Annotated in this window: 15 protein-coding genes; 9 read left to right on the top strand and 6 right to left on the bottom strand. The window is 65.5% G+C overall.

Annotation, left to right across the window (positions count from 1 at the left end):
- Window positions 1–155: 155 nt before the first annotated feature.
- Window positions 156–1,286: a magnesium and cobalt transport protein CorA gene (locus NOF53_RS20485; protein WP_255972125.1), complete on the top strand. Its 1,131-nt coding sequence runs from the start codon at window positions 156–158 to the stop codon at window positions 1,284–1,286.
- A 110-nt stretch (window positions 1,287–1,396) separates the two neighbouring features.
- Here NOF53_RS20485 and lppU read toward each other — a convergent pair whose 3' ends face one another.
- Window positions 1,397–1,987, bottom strand: a complete 591-nt coding sequence (gene lppU, locus NOF53_RS20480; RefSeq protein ID WP_255972123.1) for an LppU family putative lipoprotein — start codon at window positions 1,985–1,987, stop codon at window positions 1,397–1,399.
- A gap of 197 nt (window positions 1,988–2,184) precedes the next feature.
- Between lppU and NOF53_RS20475 the strand changes: the two genes are divergently transcribed.
- The 7 genes from NOF53_RS20475 to NOF53_RS20445 all read left to right on the top strand — a co-directional run bounded on the left by NOF53_RS20475 (window position 2,185) and on the right by NOF53_RS20445 (window position 9,254).
- On the top strand, window positions 2,185–3,228 hold the full coding sequence (locus NOF53_RS20475) for an ATP-dependent DNA ligase (RefSeq protein WP_255972121.1): 1,044 nt from the start codon (window positions 2,185–2,187) through the stop codon (window positions 3,226–3,228).
- Window positions 3,229–4,257: a DNA polymerase domain-containing protein gene (locus NOF53_RS20470; RefSeq protein ID WP_255972119.1), complete on the top strand. Its 1,029-nt coding sequence runs from the start codon at window positions 3,229–3,231 to the stop codon at window positions 4,255–4,257.
- A gap of 56 nt (window positions 4,258–4,313) precedes the next feature.
- The gene (locus NOF53_RS20465) at window positions 4,314–4,829 is read left to right on the top strand and encodes a DUF6764 family protein (protein WP_255972117.1); all 516 of its coding nucleotides are present in this window, start codon (window positions 4,314–4,316) and stop codon (window positions 4,827–4,829) included.
- A gap of 90 nt (window positions 4,830–4,919) precedes the next feature.
- The gene (locus tag NOF53_RS20460; RefSeq protein WP_255972115.1) at window positions 4,920–6,125 is read left to right on the top strand and encodes a serine hydrolase domain-containing protein; all 1,206 of its coding nucleotides are present in this window, start codon (window positions 4,920–4,922) and stop codon (window positions 6,123–6,125) included.
- 17 nt (window positions 6,126–6,142) lie between these two features.
- Complete coding sequence (locus NOF53_RS20455; protein ID WP_255972113.1) at window positions 6,143–6,364, top strand: dodecin; 222 nt, start codon at window positions 6,143–6,145, stop codon at window positions 6,362–6,364.
- 127 nt (window positions 6,365–6,491) lie between these two features.
- On the top strand, window positions 6,492–8,171 hold the full coding sequence (locus NOF53_RS20450) for an FAD-dependent oxidoreductase (protein ID WP_255972111.1): 1,680 nt from the start codon (window positions 6,492–6,494) through the stop codon (window positions 8,169–8,171).
- 171 nt (window positions 8,172–8,342) lie between these two features.
- A complete protein-coding gene (locus NOF53_RS20445) occupies window positions 8,343–9,254 on the top strand; it encodes a L,D-transpeptidase (protein WP_255972109.1) in 912 nt (303 codons plus the stop codon).
- A gap of 103 nt (window positions 9,255–9,357) precedes the next feature.
- Here the strand turns inward: NOF53_RS20445 and NOF53_RS20440 are convergent, their stop codons facing one another.
- Window positions 9,358–11,307, bottom strand: a complete 1,950-nt coding sequence (locus NOF53_RS20440; RefSeq protein WP_255972107.1) for a M13 family metallopeptidase — start codon at window positions 11,305–11,307, stop codon at window positions 9,358–9,360.
- A gap of 19 nt (window positions 11,308–11,326) precedes the next feature.
- A complete protein-coding gene (locus tag NOF53_RS20435; RefSeq protein WP_255972105.1) occupies window positions 11,327–12,091 on the bottom strand; it encodes a pirin family protein in 765 nt (254 codons plus the stop codon).
- 338 nt (window positions 12,092–12,429) lie between these two features.
- On the opposite strand from NOF53_RS20435, the gene NOF53_RS20430 reads away from it, so the two are divergent.
- Window positions 12,430–12,609: a hypothetical protein gene (locus tag NOF53_RS20430; protein ID WP_255972103.1), complete on the top strand. Its 180-nt coding sequence runs from the start codon at window positions 12,430–12,432 to the stop codon at window positions 12,607–12,609.
- 12 nt (window positions 12,610–12,621) lie between these two features.
- On the opposite strand, the gene couM is transcribed toward NOF53_RS20430, so the two are convergent.
- Genes couM through couN form a run of 3 tightly spaced genes read right to left on the bottom strand, consistent with a single transcriptional unit; the run spans window position 12,622 to window position 14,904 of the window.
- Entirely contained in the window at window positions 12,622–13,095 is a 474-nt protein-coding gene (gene couM / locus NOF53_RS20425; RefSeq protein ID WP_255972101.1) for a p-hydroxycinnamoyl-CoA hydratase, read from the bottom strand.
- 10 nt (window positions 13,096–13,105) lie between these two features.
- Entirely contained in the window at window positions 13,106–13,996 is an 891-nt protein-coding gene (couO, locus tag NOF53_RS20420) for a 4-hydroxyphenyl-beta-ketoacyl-CoA hydrolase (protein ID WP_255972099.1), read from the bottom strand.
- On the bottom strand, window positions 13,993–14,904 hold the full coding sequence (couN, locus tag NOF53_RS20415; protein ID WP_255972097.1) for a 4-hydroxyphenyl-beta-hydroxyacyl-CoA dehydrogenase: 912 nt from the start codon (window positions 14,902–14,904) through the stop codon (window positions 13,993–13,995). The genes couO and couN overlap by 4 nt, the downstream gene beginning before the upstream one ends.
- Window positions 14,905–14,942 lie beyond the last annotated feature (38 nt).

Genomic DNA, 14,942 nt, shown 5'->3' with positions numbered 1-14,942 from the left:
ACGTCTGTGAGCATGTCGAGGAAGTGGAGGTGAGGCGTCCGATGAGAAGCCAACCTCCCAGTACGAGCTGAAACCGTTTCATTTCTGCCGGAAACGGTTTCACAGTCGTGTGTCCATTTGCCGCGCTGCATATCCTTCCTCGAAAGACCAGTGCCATGCCACAATTGCGTCCCATTCGTTCCCTCCGGCCCAGCCGTTCCGCCGGTCTGTCCGACGCGGAAACCGGTCACGTGACCCCGCGTCGCGCCCCCGAACCGACGCCGGCCGAAGAAACTGTGGTCAACAGCGCCGTGTACCGCGGCGGGAAGAAGATCGCCGCACCGGCCACGCTGTCGGAGGCGCTGGGCAGCCTGCCGGACGCGTCGTCGATGGCATGGATCGGCATGTACCGACCCAACGACGCCCAGTTGTATGCCGCCGCAGAACAATTCGATCTGCACGAGCTGGCGGTCGAGGACGCGATCGTCGCGCACCAGCGCCCCAAGCTCGAACGATACGGCGACACGTTGTTTGTGGTGCTGCGGGCCGCGCGGTACTGCGACGAGACCGAGCGTGTCGAATTCGGTGAGCTGCACGTCTTCTGCGGGCCGACATTCGTGCTCACCGTCCGGCACAGTGAGTCACCCGACCTGTCGGCGGTGCGCCGGAGGATGGAAGGAAACCCCGACCTGCTGAAGCTGGGGCCGGAGGCGGTCCTGTACGCGATCCTCGACGCGGTGGTCGACGGCTATGCCCCGGTGGTGTCGGGACTGCAGAACGACATCGACGAAATCGAAACCGAGGTGTTCAGCGGTGAACCCGGTGTGTCACGGCGAATCTACGAACTCACCCGCGAGGTGATCGAGTTCCAGAGGGCCACAAGGCCACTGCTCGGAATGCTGCGCGGGCTGTCTGCCGGGTTCGAAAAGTACAACACCGACGAGGAACTGCAGCGGTATCTCCGCGACGTCACCGACCATGCGACGGTCGTCGTGGAGCGCGCCGACGGTTTCCGTCAGTTACTCGGCAACATCCTCACCGTCAACGCAACGCTGGTGTCGCAGGAACAGAACGAGGAGATGCGGAACCTCACGCAGGCGAGCTACGCGCAGAACGAAGAAATCAAGAAAGTGTCGGCGTGGGCGGCAATCCTCTTCGCCCCCACCCTCATCGGGACGGTGTACGGCATGAACTTCGACCACATGCCCGAATTGCACTGGGTGGGCGGCTATCCGTTCGCGCTGTCGCTGATGATGCTCACCTGCGCGGGCCTGTACACCATCTTCAAACGGCGCGGCTGGTTGTGAGCGAGGTCGGCTGCGGGGTGAACCCGCAGCCGACCTGATCGTCTGTCGTCAGAGTTCGTCGACCCGCAGCCTCGGGCTGTCAGAGTTCGTCGACCCGCAGCCTCGGGCTGTCAGATTTCGTCGACACAGACGACGAACTTGCGCTCGGGGTACTCGTACCCATTGGAGGACGTGTTGCACGAATCGACGGACGTGGCTCCCTGCACGATCTCCGTCACCTTGACCCCGTCGACGGCGGTGGGGTCGGTGCACTCGATGCGCTTCGGATCCTCACCGCCGACGTCCATGCATCCGCCGATGACCCAGTCGACGTCGAGGCAGATCGCGCCCTGCTCGACGCCGCCGAGGGTCTCGTAGTAGTACGAGTCGGCGTCGCTGATGCACTGGCTGTTCTGCTCCGCCTTGGCAATCACCTTGTAGTTCGACTCGGGGCTACCGCATTCTGCCTTGTCGATCTCGGCGTCGGTGATCGTGCCACCGAGCTTCACGCACTCGCCGATCGCCACCTCGAAGTCGACGTCCCCGCCGGCGTCCACACCTTCCTGTCCGTCGATCACGGTCGTCGACTTGGTGGTCGTGGCCGAGGCCCCCGACTCCGGGACTGCCGTGGGGGTGACCTCCGAACCGCACCCTGCGACGAGAATTGCCGTCGCCGACAGTGTGACGACCGCGGTACACACCCGCCGAACCAGACCTGCCATGTCAACCCCACCTCGTTCTGGATGGCTGCGCCACCCCGTTTGCCTGGATGGCGGTGCCACCCCGTCTTCCTGGATAGCGGTGCCACCGAAATTTCCGGATGACCCCTTGCCACCCCGGTTCCACGGCAAATGCCGTGTCGCGCATTATTTGATTACATCGGTCACCGATTTACCAATCGTGATGACACTATGGACGTGTGGATCTCCCCGTGATGCCTCCTCTGCAACCGATGCTCGCGAAGTCCGCGTCGTCCGTTCCGACGCAACCGGAGTCGGGGCTCGCCTGGTCGTACGAGCCCAAGTGGGACGGTTTCCGGGCCCTCGTCTTCCGGGACGGTGACGAAGTGGTGCTCGGCTCCCGCGGCGGAAAAGACCTGGCCAGGTACTTTCCCGAGATGGTCCGGGCCGCCGTCGCGGAACTCCCGGAGCGCTGCGTGCTGGACGGCGAACTGGTGGTGCCCCGCACTGTCGACGGCCACACGCGGCTCGACTGGGAGTCGCTGTCGGAGCGCATTCATCCGGCGGAGAGCCGAGTGACCTTGTTGTCGGAGCGGACCCCGGCGCAACTCATCGCCTTCGACCTGCTGGCCCTGGGTGATCGCGACCTCAGTCGGGAAGACTTCTCGATCCGCCGGGAGGAACTGGTCGGCGCGGTCGGCGGCGGCCCGAGTTGCCATGTCACAGCGGCCACGGAGTCGAGTGAGCGGGCCACCGAGTGGTTTCAGACATTCGAGGGCGCCGGCCTCGACGGAGTGGTTGCGAAGAAGCTCGCCGGCCCGTACCTGCCGAACAAGCGTGAAATGGTGAAGGTGAAGCACGCCCGCACCGCGGACTGCGTCGTCATCGGCTACCGGCCACACAAGAGCCAGCCCGGAATCGGGTCGATGCTTCTGGGGCTCTACGAAGGTGACCAGTTGTCGATGGTGGGTGGTGCATCGGCCTTCACCTCGGCGCGGCGGATCGAACTGCTCGCCGAGTTGGACGAACTGCGCGTCGGTGACGACGTCGTCGCCGAGGGAGAGCCCACCCGCTGGCGGTCTGGTAACGACCGCACGTGGGTGCCACTACGACCTGAACGGGTGGTGGAGGTGGCGTACGACCAGATGGAAGGGGCACGCTTCCGGCACGCCGCACGGTTCCTGCGCTGGCGGCCGGACCGGATGCCCGACGAGTGCACATTCGAACAACTGGAGGTACCGGTGCGATACGACCTTGCCGACGTGCTGGCCGGAGGTTCCTAGATGGCGAGCCCGGCCGTCGAACTCGACGTGGACGGCGTTGCCGTTCGCCTGTCGAACCCCGACAAGATCTACTACCCGAAACTCGGTGCGGACGGCGGCACCAAACGACACCTGGTGGAGTACTACCGGTCCGTCGCCTTGCACGGGGCCCTGCTGGACGCGCTGCGGGACCGTCCGACGCATCTGCAACGGTTCCCCGACGGGGTCGAGGGCGAGGAGATCTACCAGAAACGGGTGCCGGCCAAGCGCCCGGAGCACGTCGGCTCCTGCGAGGTGACCTTCCCGTCGGGACGGACGGCCGACGTGCTCCGCGTCCGCAGCGCACCCGACATCGTGTGGGCGGCGAACCTCGGCAACATCACCTTCCACCCGTGGGCGGTCCGCTGCCCCGACGTCGACCATCCCGACGAGCTGCGAATCGACCTGGACCCGCAGCCTGGCACCGGCTTCGACGATGCCCGTGCGGTGGCTCTCGACGTCGTGCAGCCCCTGCTGGACGAGCTCGGCCTGGTCGGCTTCCCGAAGACGTCGGGTGGTCGTGGCCTGCACATCTACTTGAGCATCGCGCAGCGGTCGGACTTCGTGGAGGTGCGCCGGGCGGGCATCGCCCTCGCGCGGGAGATCGAGCGGCGCAGCGGTGACCGGGCCACCACGTCGTGGTGGAAGGAGGAACGCGGCGAACGGATCTTCCTCGACTTCAACCAGAATGCGCGCGACAAGACCATCGCCTCCGCGTACTCCGCCCGCAAGACTCCTATCGCGACGGTGTCGACGCCGGTGACCTGGGCGGAACTCGTCGACGTCGACCCTGACGACTTCACCATCGCCACCGTGCCCGCCCTGCTCGACAAGCGTGGAGACCCCATGGCGACCATCCGTGACGTGGAGCAGTCGCTCGACGTCCTGCTCGACATGGCAGACCGGGACGCCGCGAACGGTCTGGGCGATCTCCCGTATCCGCCCAACTATCCCAAGATGCCGGGCGAGCCGAAGCGAGTGCAACCGAGTCGGGACCGAGACCGAAAGTAGGCACAGCTGACGTACGCTCGGGCGGACGAGTCGCGTCCGAACATGGGGAGGTCTTCATGGAGCGTTCGACAGCCGGTGCTGCCGGACTCGTTCTCGGTGTCGTTGCCACGGCACTCGGATCGCTGATGATTACGCCGGCCATTGCGTCGGCCGGGTCGCTGTCCTGCGTGTCGCCACCGGGCCGCGACGCCACCTCGGTCGTCGACCGCACTGCCTGCGGCGCGAAGTCCGATCCGAGTAGCAACTCGGCGTCGCTCGGTACCGATGGTGTCGGTTTCGCCGACGCCGCTGAGGCTGGTGCGGCGTTCGGCGCCGGTGTCGGCGGGGGCGTCGGCGCTGCCGAAGCTCGCCGTGGAGCTGTCGCCGCGATCGCGGTCGGACCGAAAAGCGTCGCCATCGGGACGGTCGCCGAATCAGGCCCAGCGTTGGTGCTGAGCGGCCCGGGTGGACAGGCGCTCGTCGCCGACCCGGCGCGGGGCGTGGTGTGCTCCGGCGGTCCGGCGCTGGCGATCAATTTCCTTGCAGGTCAGGCGTGTTTCACCGATGGGATAACGGTCTGGCGGGTTTCCTGATCGCACCCCCGGTCGGCATCGTATGGTGACGATAGTCACAATGGGTTGACGCATCTGCCGCGGGAAGCGGTAGCAGATCGGAGGTGGTCGATGACGACCAGCGTTCGAAGTCCCCGGCCCGCGGCGGCGCCACGGACCGAGTTGCATGTCGACCCTCGTTTCCTTCCTCTCGCCGACCGCTTCTTCGCGATGTACCGGCAGCCTCACCAGGGCGGTGGTGCGCTCTCCGCGTATTTCCGCGGCGAGAAGGTACTCGATATCTGGGCTGGTTGGGCGGATCGCGACCGCCGCTGGGACCGCGACACCGTCGCCTTGTCGTTCTCGACAGGTAAAGGGGTGGCCAGCACCGTCGTGCACAGGCTCGCCGAACGCGGCTTGATCGACTACGACGCGAGGGTGGCCGACTACTGGCCCGAATTCGGTGCGGCGGGCAAGGACGTCATCACGGTTCGCGAACTTCTCACGCATCGCGCCGGACTGCATCGAGTGCGCGGTCTGATGCGCAGCCCGCTCGATCTCCTCGACTACGACGCGGTCGTGCACGCGCTCGCCTCGACACCGGCCGACCCGCGCAGACTCCGCGGTCCCGGGTATCACGCCGTCACGTATGGGTGGTTGGTGGCCGAACTCGTCGCGCGGGTGGCGGCGGAGCCGTTCGTTCGGGTAGTCGAGGAGGAGATCGCCGGTCCCCTCGGGATCGACGACTTCTGGTACCTGGTCCCCGAACACCACCGGCCCCGGATCGCGAAGCTGTTTCCGCACATCAACCCCGCCGGACTGAACTGGGAGCTCACGTCCACAGTCCTCTCCCGCGTCGGACCCACGCGTGGGCTCGCCGAGGCGGCCATGCCCACCGGATTCGACGTGCTGGTGCGCAACCCCGCTGTGCACGGTGCCGTGATGCCCGGGTGGAACGGTGTGTTCAGCGCCCGCGCCCTCGCGCGCATGTACGGGGCCATCGCCAACGGCGGTGTGCTCGACGGGCGCCGTTTCCTGGGCCGATCCACCATCGAGCAGATGTCGACCGTGCAGACCAAGGACCGCGACTACGTCCTCGGTATCCGGCCCCAGTGGTCGCTCGGCTACCACCGCCCCATCCTGGCGTCCCGCGAACAACCACGGAATGCGATCGGGCACTACGGCGTCGGTGGGTCCGGGGCCTACGCCGACCTCGACAGCGGATTGTCCCTCGGCTTCGTCACCAACCGGCTCGGCAGTTCGTTTACCGCTCTCGGTGATCTGCGTCTTGCGCGGCTCGGGGTCGAAGCGCAGGCGCTCGTACGCAACGCCAAGTAACCACGAAAGGAATCATGATGAGTGATCACGTGTACCGGGTCGTCGAGGTCGTGGGTTCGTCGGGAGACAGCATCGACGGTGCAATCAGAAACGCCATCGGGCGCGCCCACGAGACCGTGCGCAACCTCGAATGGTTCGAGGTCGTCTCGACACGGGGCCACATCGAGGACGGTGCGGTGGCGCACTTCCAGGTGACACTCAAGGTCGGCTTCCGCCTGGAGCCGGGCGGAGCGGTCTGACGAAATCGGGGACGGACGCGTTCTGGGCGAACGTCCCCTTCGTCACATCCTCGCGCAAAAATGGAACACGTTATAGTCTGAGCTTCCATTCGACATCGGACTGCGTGTACTCAGGTAGGGGAGAGCCGTGACTTATGTGATTACGCAGCCGTGCTGCAACGACGCCTCGTGCGTCGATGTCTGTCCGGTCAACTGCATCCATCCCACTCCGGACGAGAAACCGTTCGCGACCACGGAAATGCTGTACATCGACCCGGACACCTGCATCGACTGCGGTGCCTGCGTCGAGGAATGCCCGGTCGAGGCCATCTACGCCGAGAACGACCTCGAAGAAGTCGATGCCCCCTACCTCGACATCAACGCGCAGTACTACACCAAACACCCCATCGGCCCCGACTGGCCGGAACCGGTGAAGTTGCCGTCGATCGACGCGGCGCTCGGCACGCTGCACGTCGCGATCGTCGGTTCCGGGCCCGCGGCCTGTTACGCCGCGATGGAACTGACCGCCAAACCGCGCATGGAGGTCGACATGTTCGACCGCCTACCCACCCCGTACGGGCTGGTACGGGCCGGTGTCGCCCCAGACCATCCGGGCACGAAGGGGGTCACCGACCAGTTCCGTTCGGCAGTGGCCAAGCGGAACGTGCATTGCCACTTCAACGTGGAAGTGGGCAAGGACGTCACCCACGAGGAACTGCTCCGGCATCACCACGCCGTGATCTACGCGGTGGGCGCTGCGGGTGACCGCAGACTCGACGTCCCCGGAGAGGATCTACCGGGCAGCCACGCGGCCACCGAGTTCGTAGCCTGGTACAACGGCCACCCTGACTACGCCGACCGCACCTTCGACCTCTCGGGCGAGCGCGCCGTCATCGTCGGCAACGGCAATGTGGCACTCGACGTGGCCCGGATCCTGGTCACCGACCCCGATGTCCTGGCGACCACCGATCTGGCCGACCATGCGCTCGAAGCGCTGCGGTCGAGCAACATCCGGGAGGTCGTGATCCTCGGACGCAGAGGTCCTGCCCAGGCGGCATACACCAACCCCGAACTCCTGGCCCTGGGGCGGATGCCCAATGTGGACATCGTCGTCGACCCCGAGGAGGCCGTGCTGGATCCGGCCAGCCGTGCTCTGGTCGACGGGGAGGACGCGGAGCCGTCGCTTCAGCTGAAGGTGAAGCAGGTGGAGGAGTTCGCCCAGCGCACCGCCGACCCCGCACGCAAGCGCATCGTGCTCCGCTTCCTCACCTCACCGGTGGAAATCCTCGGTGACGGGCGCGTCGAATCCGTGCGGATCGCCCGGAACGAGATGGTCGCGGATGCCTCCGGGGTGCTCGGTGCCAAACCGTCGGATGTCATCGAGACAGTCGACACCGGACTTATCCTGCGATCAATCGGGTATCGCGGGCGTCCGGTGGCCGGCCTCCCGTTCGACGACCGCCGCGGCGTCATCCCCAACGAGAACGGCCGAGTGATCGACCCGGAGACCGGTACGCCGGTACCCGGTGTGTACGTGGCGGGATGGATCAAGCGGGGTCCGACAGGCGTGATCGGCACCAACAAGTACTGCTCGGCAGAGACCGTCCACATGGTGATCGATGATTTCTCGGCGGGTCGGCTCGACGCGCCCGAGGACCGGGACGCCCTCGATCGGTTGATTGCCGAACGTGCGCCCGACGCGATCGACTACCAGGGTTGGCAGCGTATCGACAAGACCGAGCGCGCCGGGGGACGGGCCGCCGGGAGGGCCCGAACCAAGCTCGTCACCATCGAGAGCATGCTGGCCGCTGCGCGTGCCGACACCTGACCGTGAGCACTTCTTGACCACCTAGTGATAACACGTACTCGCAGGGCTCGGAGCGGCAACGATTGCGAGCAAATTGCTCGGCGCCGGATGATGTGTGTTAATGGCAGTGCGCGATTTGTGAGGTCCGTCGGGGACGCGCGTCAATACACGTCGTCGAACGAGAGTGGTCATATGGGCAAGACAGGAATCTGTACTTCGCGGAACAAGCGCTGGTCATCGCGCGTCGCCGTCGCAGTGGCCGGAGTGGTGGTTTCCGGAACGGCGCTGGTCGGGCCCGCTCAGGCCGTTCCGCTGTTCCCCGGTGGACCGGAGATTCCCACCCTTCCCGGCCTGCCCAGCGCACCGCAGCTCCCGCTGCCCGAGCCCGCGCCTGCGCCTGCGAACTTCTCTGCCCCGTCCCTCAATCCCGGTGAGGGTGAAGTCGTGGGTGTCGCGCAGCCAGTGATTATCCGGTTCAACGAGGCGATCGGTGACCGCGCCGCGGCCGAGCGCGCTATCAAGGTCACCACCAGCCAGCCCGTCGACGGTGGTTTCTACTGGATCAACGACAGCCAGGTGCGCTGGAAGCCTGCCGAGTTCTGGCCGGCGAACACGCAGGTCACCGTCGACGCCGGAGATGCGCATTCGACGTTCACCATCGGCGACGCCCTGGTCGCGACCGCCGACGACAACACCAAGCAGATCACGATCACCCGCAACGGTGAGGTGGTCAAGACCATGCCGACCTCGATGGGCAAGCCGGATCACGAGACCCCGAACGGCACCTACATCATCGGCGAGAAGTTCCGCGACATGTACATGGATTCGTCCACGTACGGGGTGCCGATCGACTCCGAGGAGGGGTACCGCACCTACGTCGAGTACGCGACACGCATGTCGTACAGCGGCATCTTCGTCCATGCCGCGCCGTGGTCGTTGGACGCGCAGGGCAACACCAACGTCAGCCACGGGTGCCTCAACGTGAGCACCGAGAACGCCAAGTGGTTCTACGAGAACTCGAAGAAGGGCGACGCGGTGGTCGTGCAGAACACCGCCGGTGGCGTGCTCAGCGGCTCCGACGGTCTGGGCGACTGGAACCGCTGAATCTGATCCCTTCAAAGAACACCACTGCCGTAGCCCGCACAGTTCGCTGTGCGGGCTACGGCATGTTTACGGCCGTGGCGTCGTTGGTGCGCGGACCCGACCGTTACCAGATCTTGACGCGCTGCTCCGGATCGAGATAGAGGGCGTCACCGGGCTGGACGTCGAAAGTGTCGTGGAAGGTGTCGAGGTTGCGCACCACTCCGTTGCACCGGAACTCGGGCGGCGAGTGCGGATCTACGGCGAGACGCCGGAGGGCTTCGGCGTCTCGCGCCTTGGTACGCCACACCTGCGCCCAACCGAAGAACACGCGCTGAAGACCGGTGAGCCCGTCGAGGACCGGGGGTTCTGTTTCCTCGGTCGCGATCTTGTAGGCGGCGATCGCGATGGACAGGCCGCCGAGGTCGCCGATGTTCTCGCCGATCGTGAACTCCCCGTTGACGGCGTGGCCGGGCAGTGCCCTCGGTTCGAACTGGTTGTACTGTTCGATCAAAGCCTTGGTCCGCTTACCGAACTCACTGCGGTCGTCGTCGGTCCACCAGTCGACCATGTTTCCGTCGCCGTCGTACTTGGCGCCCTGATCGTCGAATCCGTGGCCGATCTCGTGGCCGATGACCGCACCGATTCCGCCGTAATTCGCGGCATCGTCCGCTGCGGCATCGAAGAACGGCGGCTGCAGGATCGCGGCAGGAAACACGATCTCGTTCATTCCCGGGTTGTAGTAGGCGTTCACCGTCTGCGGAGTCATGAACCATTCGTCGCGGTCGACGGGGCCACCCAACTTGCCCAGGTCACGGTCGTATTCGGCCGCATACCCGCGGCGATAATTGCCCACCAGGTCATCGCGGGAGATGGTGACTGACGAGTAGTCGCGCCACTTGTCCGGGTAGCCGATCTTCGGCGTGAACTTCTCGAGCTTGCGCAGCGCAGCCTCCCGGGTGGCCGGGCTCATCCACTCGAGGTCGGAGATGTTGCGCCGGTACGCCTCCTGCAGGTTGGCGACAAGTTCCTGCATACGGGCCTTGGCGTCGGCGGGGAAGTGGCGCTCGACGTACAACTTTCCGACGGCCTCACCGAGGAGGTCCTGAACCAGGGACACCCCCCGCTTCCATCGCTCGCGGTTCTCCTCCGTTCCGGTGAGCGTCTTGCCGTAGAACGCGAAATTCTGGTCGACGAGTGCCTGCGTCAGGTACGGCGCCCGTGAGCGGATGACGTTCCACGTAGCCCACGCCTTCCACGTCTCGAGATTCTCGGATGTCCACAGCTCCGTGAGCGTGGTGAGGAAGTCGGGCTGGCGGACCACGATCTCGGCGAACTGGTCACGAGTGCCGCCCAGCCCGTCGACCCACGCGACCCAATCCAGACCCTCGGGCAGCTGATCGAGGGTTACCAGGTTGTAGCTCAACTCCGCGTCGCGCCGCTTCACGACGTCCCAGTGGCCGGCCGCGATCTTCGTCTCCAGGTCGAACACGCGCTGTGCGTCGTACCCGACACCGGCGAGCTCGAACATCTTGCCGATGTGCGCCACGTACGCGGCACGGATCTCCGAATGCTCGTCCTGGCGGTAGTAGGACTCGTCGGGAAGTCCGAGGCCGGACTGGCTGAAATGCACGAGGTAGCGTTGCGAGTTCTTGGCGTCCGTGTCGACGTAGTGGCCGACCGCTCCGCCCACGCCCGTCCGCTGCAGTCGGCCGATCACTCCGGCCAGCGCCGAGAGATCCCCGGCTCCGCCGACGGCCGCGAGTTCGTCGGCGATGGGTGTCAGACCTGCGGACTCGACGGCGTCGGAGTCCATGAAGCTGCCGTACAGGTCTCCGATTCTCTGCGCGTCGGTCCCGGCCGGGGCAGCCGATCCGGCAGCTTCCTCGATGATGTTCTGGACGTCGACTTCGGCCTTGTCGTACAGCGTGCGAAACGCGCCGTCGATGGCCCGGTCCGCGGGTATTTCGTACCCGTCGATCCATCCCCCGTTGACGTGGAGGAAGAGGTCGTCTTGAGCGCGGGTGTCGCCGTCGAGGTGGGTGAGGTCGATGCCTGAGCGTTGAGCCGTGGTCATGGCTCCATACTTACACCGTTTACCCGCCGATGCGGGCGTGCATTTCCCAGACCAGGACCTCTGCGCCGGAGTGCGAGGAAATCTCCTGACCACCCGAAGCGCTCGTACGGACCGCATCGCCCTCGTACAGGGTGCCGACACCTTCCATGTCGGCGGTGCCCTGAGCGATGAAGACGTGCAGGAACGGTGCCTCGGGCAGCCTGATGGGTTTGCCCGGGTGGACCCGCGCGACGTGCAGTGCCGCGTGCTTGTTGTTGATGCGGATTGCCGAATCATCGCGGTATTCGGGCATTCCGGACGCAACCGGCACCAGCCCGCCCTTCAGGATTTCGTCCTCGACCTCGAGCTGTTCGTAACTCGGTGTCAGCCCGGCCTCGTCGGGCACCACCCACATCTGCACGAAGTGAACGGGTTCATGGTGTTGTTCCCCGGTGAGCCGCCAGCTGTCGTTCTTCTCGGAATGCATGATCCCTTTGCCCGCACTCATGCGTTGAGCCAGACCGGGATAGATGATGCCCGAGTGGCCGATCGAATCTTGGTGCACGAGTGAGCCGCGCAACACCCAGGTGACGATCTCCATGTCCTTGTGGGGATGCGTCTCGAAGCCCTGGCCCGGAAGCACGGTGTCGTCGTTGTTCACGAGCAGGAGTCCGTGATGGGTGTTGTCGGGATCGTAGTGCTGACCGAAGGAGAACGAATGCTTCGAATCCAACCAGGAAATCCTGGTTTTCAGCCGATCTCCGGCGCGGTGCACGTAGACGTGGGGGGTGGTGACTGCCGGCATCTCGATCCTCCTTCGGGTGGTACCCGGTCCAGAGTACGAGGTGCCGGCCGTACGTATGCACAAGACGGTGTCGATTGGATATCGAATCACTCGCCGCCGGGGGGAGGATGAGTCGACGCAACGGTGAAATGCTGTTGCGCAGTGCGGCATTCGGGCTGCGATCGCACGTATCTGATTGCTTTGCAACGTGTTTCATCTCGCGGTGTCCATGACCAAGACGAGCGTCCAGTACGTGTGTTGCATTTCCCGACGCCGGACGCCGATCGGCGTACAGTTCGGAATGTGCGGACCTGAGTCGGACCGATACCGAACTCTCGCACCCATCCGGAAGGAGCGTGATGAAGGCGAACCAAGATCGACATGGTCAGCACCTCCCCGAGCATCAGCGGATAGCCGACCTCGTCGACGACATGGAAGACCGTCTGACCGCCGAGCGTGAGGCCAAAAATGTCGACGGCAACGCGACCGATCGTGCCGAGGTAGAGCAGGTTGAGCCCGAGGACCAGGCGCCCGAGTAGCGCCACAGGGGGTCACTCGAAGTAGCGGTACACGGCCTCGACGACGACCGCGGGACGCTCGCTGCCCTCGAGTTCGATCTGCCCGGCGACGGTCACCTGGACGCCGCCCTTGGGTAGCTCCTCGACGGACTGCAGTGTGGCGTTGAGTCGAACGCGTCCCTGGGCGGGCACGGGGTGGGTGAATCGGACCTTGTTGAGACCGTAGTTGACGGCCATGGTGACGCTGTCGACGGTGAGTACCTCGTCCCACATGGGGATGATCAGCGACAGGGTGAGGTAGCCGTGGGCGATGGGCCCGCCGAACGGGCTCTCCGCCTTGGCGCGCTCGGGATCGACGTGAATCCACTGGTGGTCGTCGGTGGCCTGGGCGAACGTGTTGATCCGCTGCTGGGGGATGTCGATCCACGAGCTGGTTCCCAGCGACTGGCCCTCGAGGGCGGCGAGGTCGGCCAGGGTGGCGACCCGGGTGGTCGTTGCAGTGGTCATGGTGGTGCTCCTAGTTCTTGATGCCGAGGACGCGGAGGGCGTTCTTTTTGAAGATCAGGGGTGTGACCTCGGGTTTGATGTCGAGGTTCTCGAAGTCGCTCATCCAGCGGTCGACCTGGATGACGGGGAAGTCGGAGCCGAACAGCACCTTGTGGCGGAGCATGCTGTTGGCGGCTTTGACCAGCTGCGGCGGGAAGTACTTCGGCGACCACCCGGACAGGTCGATGAAGACGTTGGCCTTGTGGGTGGCGATGGAGATCTGCGAGTCGACCCACGGCACCGACGGGTGGGCCATGATCACGGTGAGCTCGGGGAAGTCGGCGGCGACGTCGTCGAGCAGCATCGGGTCGGAGTAGCGCAGTTTGATGCCGTGCCCGCCCGGCAGGCCGGCGCCGATCCCGGTCTGGCCGGTGTGGAAGAGGGCGGGGACCCCGGCCTCGGTGATGGCCTCGTAGAGCGGGTAGAACTGCCGGTCGTTCGGTTCGAATCCCTGCATGCTGGGGTGGAACTTGAATCCCTTGACGCCGTAGTCGTCGACCAACCTGTGTACACGTTTGACGGCGGCTTTGCCCTGCCAGGGGTCGACGGAGCCGAACGGGATCAGGACGTCGTTGTGGCGGGCTGCGCCCTCGGCAATCTCCTCGACCGAGTTCGCGGCGTGCCCGGTGGCCGAGGCCGCGTCGACGGTGAACACGACCGCGGCCATGTTCCGCTGCCGGTAGTGGTCGGCAACCGCGTCGATCGACGGGCTGCGCTCCTCCCCGGACTTGAAGTACTTCTCCGACGCGGCCATCAGTTCGTCATCGAGGGAGCGGTGGCCGCAGCCGTCGATCTCGACGTGGGTGTGGATGTCGAGGGCATCGATCTTGTCGAAGTCGATGCCGTACTCGTAGCGACTCACTGTGCCGTCAGCTCCTCGGGAAATTTCTCGCCGACCGATTCGATGCGGTCGGCGAACACGATCGGCCACTGCGCGGCAATATCGTCTGCGGTGAAGCCGCCATCGTGGAAGGCCGTCGCGGTGAGTTCGGGGTGCGACCACAGAGCGAGGCGATCGCCGCCGATGGAGAAGGTCTGACCGGTGATGTCGGCGGCCTCGTCCGAAGCGAGGAACGACACGATGCCGGCGGCGTCGTCGGGAGTACCCATGCCGACCTCGTGGCGGATGATCGGGGGGAGTTCGCCGGTCTCCTTCATCTTTTCGATGTAGGGGGCGAAGAGCGGGACGGTCTCGGTCATTGCGGTGACCGCGACGGGGCAGACTGCGTTGGCCGTGATTCCCGCCCGCTGCAGTTCCATCGCCCAGGTGCGCACCATGCCGACGATGCCCGCCTTGGCGCCCGAGTAGTTGGTCTGTCCGAAGTTGCCGCGCTGGCCTGCCGGGGAGCCGATGGCGATGATGCGACCACCGTCACCCTGCTCGCGGAACTTCAGGACTGCTTCGCGGACGCAGGTGAAGGTGCCGCGCAGGTGCACGCCCACCACCGCGTCGAAGTCTTCGTCGGTCATCTTCCACAGCACCTTGTCGCGGAGGATGCCGGCGTTGGTGACCATGACGTCGAGGCGTCCGAATGCGTCGATCGCGCCGGCGACCAGTTTCTGGGCGGTTTCGGTGCTGCCGACCGGGGCGACGACGGCGACGGCCCGGCCGCCCGCGGCGGTGATCTCGGCGACGGCGGCGTCGGCGGTGGCGTGGTTGACGTCGTTGATCACGACCGCGGCGCCGTGGCGCGCCAGGTCCTTGGCGTAGGCCAGCCCGAGGCCCTGCCCGCTGCCGGTGACGACCGCGACTTTGTTGCTGAGGTCCATGTGGTGATTCTCCTAAGGTCGTGTTCGCTGAATCACAC

The sequence above is a fragment of the Rhodococcus tibetensis genome, from assembly GCF_024438035.1.
GTDB lineage: Bacteria > Actinomycetota > Actinomycetes > Mycobacteriales > Mycobacteriaceae > Rhodococcus_F > Rhodococcus_F tibetensis.
Note: the sequence above shows the minus strand (reverse complement) of the source record. Positions and strands in the feature narration are given on the sequence as shown.